Origin of the sequence: Immundisolibacter sp., from assembly GCF_028696615.1 — a bacterium.
Classification (GTDB): domain Bacteria; phylum Pseudomonadota; class Gammaproteobacteria; order Immundisolibacterales; family Immundisolibacteraceae; genus Immundisolibacter.
Window position 1 is genome coordinate 1 of record NZ_JAQVGQ010000125.1, and the last position, 7,902, is coordinate 7,902.

The 7,902-nt window shown below is 67.9% G+C and carries 6 protein-coding genes, 1 pseudogene and 1 other annotated feature; of the genes and pseudogenes, 5 read left to right on the forward strand and 2 right to left on the reverse strand.

Annotation, left to right across the window (positions count from 1 at the left end; genetic code table 11):
* The coding region (cysS, locus tag PHC73_RS09100) for a cysteine--tRNA ligase (protein ID WP_300126935.1) at nucleotides 1–1,339 on the reverse strand (1,339 nt) is incomplete at its 3' end.
* Between the two features lie 381 nt (nucleotides 1,340–1,720).
* On the opposite strand from cysS, the gene PHC73_RS09105 reads away from it, so the two are divergent.
* The 5 genes from PHC73_RS09105 to PHC73_RS09125 all read left to right on the forward strand — a co-directional run bounded on the left by PHC73_RS09105 (nucleotide 1,721) and on the right by PHC73_RS09125 (nucleotide 7,682).
* A complete protein-coding gene (locus tag PHC73_RS09105; protein ID WP_300126937.1) occupies nucleotides 1,721–3,229 on the forward strand; it encodes a DnaJ domain-containing protein in 1,509 nt (502 codons plus the stop codon).
* Complete coding sequence (locus PHC73_RS09110; protein WP_300126939.1) at nucleotides 3,229–4,482, forward strand: hypothetical protein; 1,254 nt, start codon at nucleotides 3,229–3,231, stop codon at nucleotides 4,480–4,482. The genes PHC73_RS09105 and PHC73_RS09110 overlap by 1 nt, the downstream gene beginning before the upstream one ends.
* Nucleotides 4,483–4,597: 115 nt before the next feature.
* Entirely contained in the window at nucleotides 4,598–4,990 is a 393-nt protein-coding gene (locus tag PHC73_RS09115; protein ID WP_300126942.1) for a hypothetical protein, read from the forward strand.
* A gap of 84 nt (nucleotides 4,991–5,074) precedes the next feature.
* On the forward strand, nucleotides 5,075–6,403 hold the full coding sequence (locus PHC73_RS09120) for an O-antigen ligase (protein WP_300126944.1): 1,329 nt from the start codon (nucleotides 5,075–5,077) through the stop codon (nucleotides 6,401–6,403).
* A gap of 47 nt (nucleotides 6,404–6,450) precedes the next feature.
* Nucleotides 6,451–7,682, forward strand: a protein-coding gene (locus PHC73_RS09125; RefSeq protein WP_300126945.1) for an IS3 family transposase whose coding sequence is annotated in 2 segments (ribosomal slippage) — nucleotides 6,451–6,739 and nucleotides 6,739–7,682 — 1,233 coding nt in all. Because the reading frame shifts where the segments join, the coding sequence is not laid out codon by codon here.
* Nucleotides 6,729–6,845: a sequence feature (AL1L pseudoknot), on the forward strand. Its footprint overlaps the gene before it by 117 nt.
* Before the next feature lie 96 nt (nucleotides 7,683–7,778).
* Here PHC73_RS09125 and PHC73_RS13980 read toward each other — a convergent pair.
* Nucleotides 7,779–7,902: pseudogene (locus tag PHC73_RS13980) on the reverse strand (type II toxin-antitoxin system RelE/ParE family toxin); the annotation flags it as partial.

A 7,902-nucleotide genomic window follows, 5' to 3' on the forward strand; every position in this document is an offset into this window, starting at 1 on the left:
CCTCGAGCACGATGCCGGCCTCGGTGAGCTGCGCGCGGATGGCATCGGCGCGGGCGAAGTCGCGCGCCTTGCGCGCCGCCAGGCGTGCCTGCACCAGCGCTTCGATGTCTTCGTCCGACGGCCCGCCGGTGCCGCCGGCGCCTTTCAAAAACGTCTGCGGGTCGTCCTGCAGCAGTCCCAGCACGCCGCCTAAGCGGCGCAGCGTGCCGGCCAGCGTGGCCATCCGGGCCGGATCGTCGGCGCGGTTCAGCTCGCGCACCAGCTCGAACAGCACGGCGATCGCGCCCGGCGTGTTGAAGTCGTCCTGCATGGCGGCGTCGAAACGCGCCACGAACTCGGCATCCGGCTCGCCCTCGCCCGCGCCAGCGCGCGCCAGCGCCAGATAGCAGCGCGTCAGCGCCTCGCGCGCGGCATCGAGCGCGGCGTCCGAATAGTTCAGCGCGCTGCGGTAGTGGCTGCCCAGCAGGAAAAACCGCAGCACCTGCGGCTGGTAGCGCGCCAGCACGTCGCGGATGGTGAAGAAATTGCCCAGCGACTTCGACATCTTCTCGTCGTCGATGCGCACGAAGCCGTTGTGCATCCAAATTTCGACATACGGCTCGCCGGTGGCCGCCTCGGACTGGGCGATCTCGTTCTCGTGGTGCGGAAAGATCAGGTCGTAGCCGCCGCCGTGGATGTCGAAATGGTTGCCGAGGCAGTGCGTGGACATGGCCGAGCACTCGATGTGCCAGCCCGGCCGGCCCGGCCCCCACGGCGACGGCCAGGCCGGCTCGCCCGGCTTGGCGGCCTTCCACAGCGCAAAATCGAGCGGATCGGCCTTGGCCTCGTTCACCTCCACCCGCTCGCCGGCACGAAGCTCCTCGATCACCCGGTGCGACAGGCGCCCGTAGCGCTCGAAACGCTGCACCGAGTAGTACACGTCGCCGTTGGCGGCGCGGTAGGCATAACCCTTGTCGATCAGCCGCTCGATCATGGCGATGATGTCGGCGACGTGCTCGCTGGCGCGCGGTTCATCATCCGGCGGCAGCACGTTCAGGCGCGCCAGGTCCTCATGCATGGCGGCGATGTAACGCTCGGTGAGCGCCGTGGTGGTCTCGCCGTTCTCGGCCGCGCGGCGGATGATCTTGTCGTCGATGTCGGTGATGTTGCGCACGTAGTGCACCTTCAGCCCAAGCCGGCGCAGGTACCGCACCACCATGTCGAACACCACGAACACCCGCGCATGCCCCACGTGGCAGTAGTCGTACACCGTGGCGCCGCACACATACATGCGCACCAGGCCCGGAATGAGCGGGCGTAGCGGCTGCTTGCTGCCGGTGAGGGTGTTGTAGATCAGCATGGCGAGGGCCTTGATGCAGAAATTGGCGGCGCATGATACCGCCTGCCCTGCGCCGCCCCGGCCTCGCGCCATCGCAAGGGCCGCAGGCCCGTGGCGATCCAGGCAGCGCCCCGATCGGCCGGCACCGCAGACCCCGGCCTGCGCCTGAAAGGCATGGATTGCCACGCTGCCCGCCACGGGTGCTTCGCGCCCTCGCGGCTTCGACTGCGCGGGCTCGCCATGACATTACACCGTCATCGCGACGGTCCATCTCCGTCATCCGCACGCTCGCACACAGCCGAGTGAGAGCTATCATGAGGGGCATCCACAAACCTGTGCCCCACACTGCACCACCCGCACGCCGAAATCGAACGGGAGGCCGGCGGCCACCTGAAGTACGCCATGAGCAAATCGTCGTACCAGGCACTCGAACTGGCCCTGGCGCTGTCGCGCGCGCCCGCGCTCGCGGCCCAACTGCGCCAGCGTCCATTGCCACCGGACGTGCTGGCCCTGATCCGTATTGCCGCCGCAGACGACGCCACGCTGGCTGAAGCGGCGGCAGCCAGCGGTGAAGCGCCGCAGCGCATCGCCGAAGCGGCGGTGTTGTTTCTGCAGCAGGCGCTGTTCGCAGCCGGTGCGGACAGTTACCGGCTGCTCGGCGTGCCGGCCACCGCATCCCAGGAGCTCATCAAACTGCACCACCGCTGGCTGGTGCGCTGGCTGCACCCGGATCGCCAAACGGACGACTGGCAAGCGGCCTACATGAACCGCGTCAACCGAGCCTGGCAGGATCTGCGCACCCCCGAGCGGCGGTACCAGTACGATACCCTCTCACATCGCACCGGCACGGCCTTCACGGCACCAGCCGTGGCGCCCGCAACGCTGCTGCCGCTGGCGCCCCCTGGGTGCGGCAGACGCGTCCATCTGTCGGCCCGTAGCCTCTGGCGGCTACCGTGCTATCTGCTCGGTGCAGCTGGCCTGTTCGCCGGCGCCGCCTTTAGCGTTCGGTACTTGAGCCAGCACACACCCAACGCCGCAGCGCCGACCATGGCGCTGGTGCGACAGGCGCGCCCCGGAAATGAATTGCCCACGGCCCATCGGCCCGGGCCTTTGCCAACCCACCGATCCACCGACAAACCACCCGGCCCCGCGCGCCCGCAGGTGGTGGCGACCGAACCGCCCACACCGGCGGTCGAAGAACCCACGCAAACCACACCCAGCCCGCGCGCCGCGCCGCAGCAAATCGCTGCCGCTGACACATCAGGCGCCACCGATGGCGCACCTTCACCACAGTCCACCGCACCAGCACAGCCGCCTAGGCCACACAATCCTCTGCCAGCGAAAGTCACGGACCACACGCAGACGGTCCCCACCAGCACCGCCCGCAAGCCCGCCCCCAAGGAAGCGGCGATCGCGGGCATCCCGGCCATCACCAACGCCTTCACAGGCGACGGCCCCACACCGGCCATACCCGACCAGGTCACCAAGGCCGCGACCGCCATCATTGCCACACTGCAGTCACCGCCCGCCGCCGTCAACGCACTGCCGGATGCGACCCTGACGGCGCTGCCCGCGCGCCTGGCGGATGCCTACCAGCGCGGCGATCTGACCGCCCTGCTGCGTCTGTTCGCACCGGAAATCCAGACCGAACATGGCGGCTACGTGCCGACCACCACCGCCTACCAAGTGCTCTTTGCCTCCAGCACACGGCGGACGCTGACCCTGCACGACATCGACTGGCAGCGCCTCGGCGCGGATCGCGCCATCGGTCGCGGACAGTTTGAAAGCACAATCCGGCCGCGCGGGCAGAACTCATCCCGCTACACCTCCGGCACTATGGTGCTGCACGTCATCACGCCGCCGAATGGCCCGCCCTTGCTTGCCAGCCTGCGCTTCGAGGACGGCCCTTGATGCTGCCGTCCACACTGCGGCGCTGGTGGCTGGCGCCGCTGCTGGCGCTCGCCGCCTGGCGCATCCTGACCCTGGGCCTTGCGGACCACTATGCCGACGATCAGCCCGAGCGGGCCCTGCGCTGGCGGCCCGATCATCCGCAAGCATTGATACGGGCAGCCGAGCAGGCCCTGGACAACCCTGCGGACCTCGACCGCGCCAGCGCCCTGGCACGCCGCGCCGCCAGTGCCAATCCGCTCGATGGGCGCCCCTACCGCATCCTGGGAGCCGTGGCCGAACAGCGCGGCGACACCGACCGCGCCACTCAGCTCTACACGCTCGCCGCACGCCACTCGCCGCGCGACCTGCCTTCGCTGGCCTGGCTCATGCGTCACCACCTGCTCGAGGGGCGCATCGACGAGGGACTCACCTACCTCGACGCCCAGCTGCGGGTGCGGCCTGACCTGGCCGGCACGCTGTTTCCCACTCTGATCGCCGCGCTCGACGCCGCTGGCGGCCAATTGCCGCTGGCGCGAACGCTGGCCAGCAAACCACCCTGGCGGGCCGGCTTCCTGCCCCGCCTGGCGCGAGATGCCCGCTCCATCGATGCCGTAAGCGCAGTGTTCGAGCAGCTGGCCGCGACCCCCGGAGGGCTTACCGACACCGAGCGCAGCGCCTACGTCGAGCGCCTGGTCCGCGACCATCGCTGGCAGCAGGCGCGCCGTGTCTGGGCGGCCGGCCTGCCCGCCGAGCGGCGCCCCAACGGCGAGCTGGTGTTCGACGGCGGTTTTGAGCAGCCAGCCGGCGGCTACGGCTTCGGCTGGCGCCTGGACCGCATCGCCGGCGCCAGCGTGGAACTGCTGGCTGGCCCCGGCGTCAGCGGCAGCCGCGCGCTCTATGTCGAATTCCAAAACAGCCGTGTGAGCTTTGCACACGTGCGCCAACTGCTCACGCTCACACCCGGCCACTACCGCCTGGCGGCCCGCTACCGGCTGGATAGCCTGCGCAACGAGCGCGGCCTGACCTGGACCCTGCAATGCGCCGAAACCCCGTCCGCGCGCCTCGGCGCCAGCCAGCGCCTCGCCGGCAGCTCACCCTGGAGCACGCTCGAGCTCGATTTCGACGTGCCGGCAGAAAACTGCGGCGCCCAGTGGCTGCGCCTGGAGCTCGCCGCGCGCATTCCTGCAGAAACGCAGATCGGCGGCCGTGCCTGGTTCGACGACATCGCCATCACCCCCTTGCCGACCCTCGAGGTGGGCGGTGTTGCACACTGACACACGTTTAGTGATAAGGTCGGCACGACTCCAATCTGGAGAGACCTGGCTGGGTTCACGTTTGGCAATGTTGGCGCTTAATGTTGACGCTTTACGGAGTACGGAGATCACTGCCATGAAAAAGCTTCTCATCGCATCTGCCCTTGCCACCCTGTCGCTAGCCACCGCTGGCACTGCTAGCGCCGTTACGCTGAATGACATTCAGGGCCAGATTCTGGTCAACGGCGAGCCAGGTACGGAAGGCCAAGCTCTGGCCACCGGCGACGTGGTCACTGTCGGCGAGCAAGGCGGCCAGGCCTCCGTGGTGTTGGCCGAAGGCTGCACCCTGTTGGTCAAACCAGGCCAAGTAGTTACCGTACCGACCGAGTTCCAGTGCGCGCCGCCCGTAGCGGGGGGCATCAATCCCACCCACACCGCCATCGCTGCCGGCATCGGCCTGCTGGCGGGCGGCGGTATCGGCTACGCCATCGGCGACGACGACGACGACGACCATCCGGCGAGCCCCTGAGGCCAAAGGCCGGACTGCACAGAATCCGTTCTGCTTCACCGCTGCCCGGCACCTTTGGCGCCGGGCAGCGATGGATGGATGCTCGTGCAACAGTTCAATACAGCCCGAGTGCTGCCAGTCGCCGCTGCCGGCACACTGCTGCTGGCGCTCCTGCTAGGCGGTGCAGCCGGCGGCCCGGGTGACTTCGCCGTAGAGCTTTCGGCGCTGTTCACTTTGGCGGTGGCCCTGCGGGCACTGCCCAGCACACTGCTGACACCTGCCGCCCGAGGGGGCATCATCCTGGCCGGCGCGGCGCTGGCCCTGCCACTGCTGCAACTGATACCGCTGCCCACGGTGGTGGCCAGCGCGCTGCCGGGTCGCGCCGGACTGGCGAACGAACTCGCCAGCGTCGACGCGGCCGGCCTGTCGCACGCCAGCCTTGCATCGACATTCACGGAACGCAGCCTGTGGGCGCTACTGCCCGGTATCGCCCTGTTCGCCGCCGGCCTGGCCCTGCCACCGGTGTGGCGCCAGCGGCTGCTGGCCACAGTCGTCACGTTCTCGCTCGCCAGCGTCATTCTCGGCCTTGCGCAGATCGCCGGCGGGCCGGGCAGTCCGCTGCGCTTTTATGAGTTCACCAATACAAGCGACGCGGTGGGTTTCTTCGCCAACCGCAACCACTTCGCCAGCCTGCTGTACGTCGCCCTTGTGCTCGGCGTAAGCCTGCTGGCCGTACATTGGCGCCGCGGCACCAGCCGGCCCCTACACGGCGCGCTGGGCGCCACCGTCGTTGTGTTCTACCTGGCCGGTCTCGGCCTGGCGCGCTCACGCATGGGCCTGCTGCTGGGCATGCTGGCGATGGCGGGCGCCGCAGCAATCCTTATCAGCAGCTCCTCAAGCACCGGCCGGGCCGCCCGCCGCTGGACGTTGGTCACCGCCACCATTGGCGTGCTGGCCGTAGTGCAGATCAGCCTGTACGGCATTCTGAATCGCCTGCAAGCCGACCCGCTCGACGACGCCCGCTGGACCTTTTTTGCCAATACCCGCGCCCTGGCCGCGCACTATGCGCCGGTCGGCAGCGGGCTTGGCACGTTCGTTTCCGCCTACCAAAGCGGCCAAACACCCCAGCAGCAACAGTCCTTCTACGCCAACCACGCCCACAACGACTACCTCGAGCTGGCTCTCGAAGCCGGTTGGCCGGCCATCGGTTGGATGGTCGCCTTTGCGCTGTGGTGGCTTTGGTGCACCGTCGCCGCCTGGCGCCGTGCCAGCAGCAGTGCGCTGCTGGCACGCGGCGCCAGCCTCGGGCTGGGACTGCTCATGCTGCACGCCATGGTCGACTACGCGCTCCGCACTGAAGCCATGCTGGCGGTGGCGGGGCTGCTGTGTGCGGTGCTGGCGCCGCCATCACCTCATCACAAACATCCCGCATGAACCGCCCCGGGATTTGAGGAGGCTCTAACGCTTGAGAGAATGGAGCCATGAACAAGTCCAAAAAGTTTTCCCCTGAGGTCCGCGAGCGGGCGGTGCGCATGGTGCAGGAGCGCCGCGGAGAGTATCCATCGCTGTGGACCGCGGTGGAGTCGATAGCGCCGAAGATCGGCTGTGTGCCGGCGACGTTGCTGGGCTGGGTCCAGCGGCACGAGGTCGACACCGGTGTCCGTGCGGGCGTCACCACAGCGGAGGCGCAGCGCGTGAAGGAGCTTGAGCGCGAGGTCAAAGAGCTGCGTCGGGCCAACGAGATCCTGAAGCTGGCCAGCGCGTTTTTTGTCCAGGCGGAGCTCGACCGCCGACTCAAGTCCTGAGGGACTTCATCGACGAACATCGGAGCACCTTCGGGGTCGAGCCGATCTGCAAGGTCCTGCAGATCGCCCCGTCGGGATATCGAAGGCATGCGGCGCGCGTCCGGGAGCCGGAGCAGTGCTGTGCCCGAGCCAAGCGCGACGCGATGGCGGCGCCAGCGATCGAACGTGTCTGGAGGGGCAACCTGCAGGTCTACGGTGCCGACAAGGTCTGGCGGCAGTTGGGCCGCGAGGGGATGACGGTGGCGCGGTGCACGGTCGAGCGCTTGATGCGCCGACAAGGCTTGCGCGGTGTGAGGCGCGGCAAGGTGGTGCGCACCACGGTCAGCGATGGCAAGGCGCCGTGCCCACGGGACCGGGTCAACCGACAGTTCCGCGCCGAGCGGCCGAACCAGCTCTGGGTCTCGGATTTCACCTACGTGTCGACCTGGCAGGGCTGGCTCTACGGGGCCTTCGTCATTGACGTGTTTGCCCGGCGCATCGTCGGCTGGCGGGTCAGTAGCTCGATGCACACGGACTTCATGCTCGATGCGTTGGAACAGGCGCTCTATGCGCGTCAGCCTGAGCGTGACAGCAGCCTGATTCACCACAGCGATCACGAGTCGCAATACGTCTCCATCCGCTACAGCGAGCGTCTGGCCGAAGCCGGCATCGAACCGTCGGTGGGCAGCAAAGGCGACAGCTACGACAACGCGCTCGCGGAGACCATCAACGGCCTCTACAAAGCCGAGCTGATCCATCGCCGAGCACCGTGGAAGACCAAGGAAGCGGTGGAGCTTGCCACGCTGGAATGGGTAGCCTGGTTCAACCACCACCGACTGCTCGAACCCATCGGCTATATCCCGCCGGCCGAGGCCGAGGCAAACTACCACCGGCAACTCGCCAGTCAGGCAGCCACGGCGCAGGCCTGACTTAAACCAAACAGCCTCCACGAAACCCGGGGCGGTTCACCGATCCTTGAATCCGCCATCCCGAGGAAACCGGCAAATTTGCCGGTTTCCTCAGCGTCACAAGTGGCGTGGCGCATCCATCCGGTCGTGCAGTACCCGGATGACGGCGATCCCGTAATCGGTCACGCGAAAGTAAATCATGTGCCGCTCAACGCTCCATCGGCGATAGCCAGGTCGAATA

Excerpts from the sequence above, each read along its gene's own strand:
- PHC73_RS09105 (WP_300126937.1), top strand. The coding sequence starts at position 1,721 with ATGAGCAAATCGTCGTACCAGGCACTCGAACTGGCCCTGGCGCTGTCG.
- PHC73_RS09115 (WP_300126942.1), top strand. The coding sequence starts at position 4,598 with ATGAAAAAGCTTCTCATCGCATCTGCCCTTGCCACCCTGTCGCTAGCC.
- PHC73_RS09110 (WP_300126939.1), top strand. The coding sequence starts at position 3,229 with ATGCTGCCGTCCACACTGCGGCGCTGGTGGCTGGCGCCGCTGCTGGCG.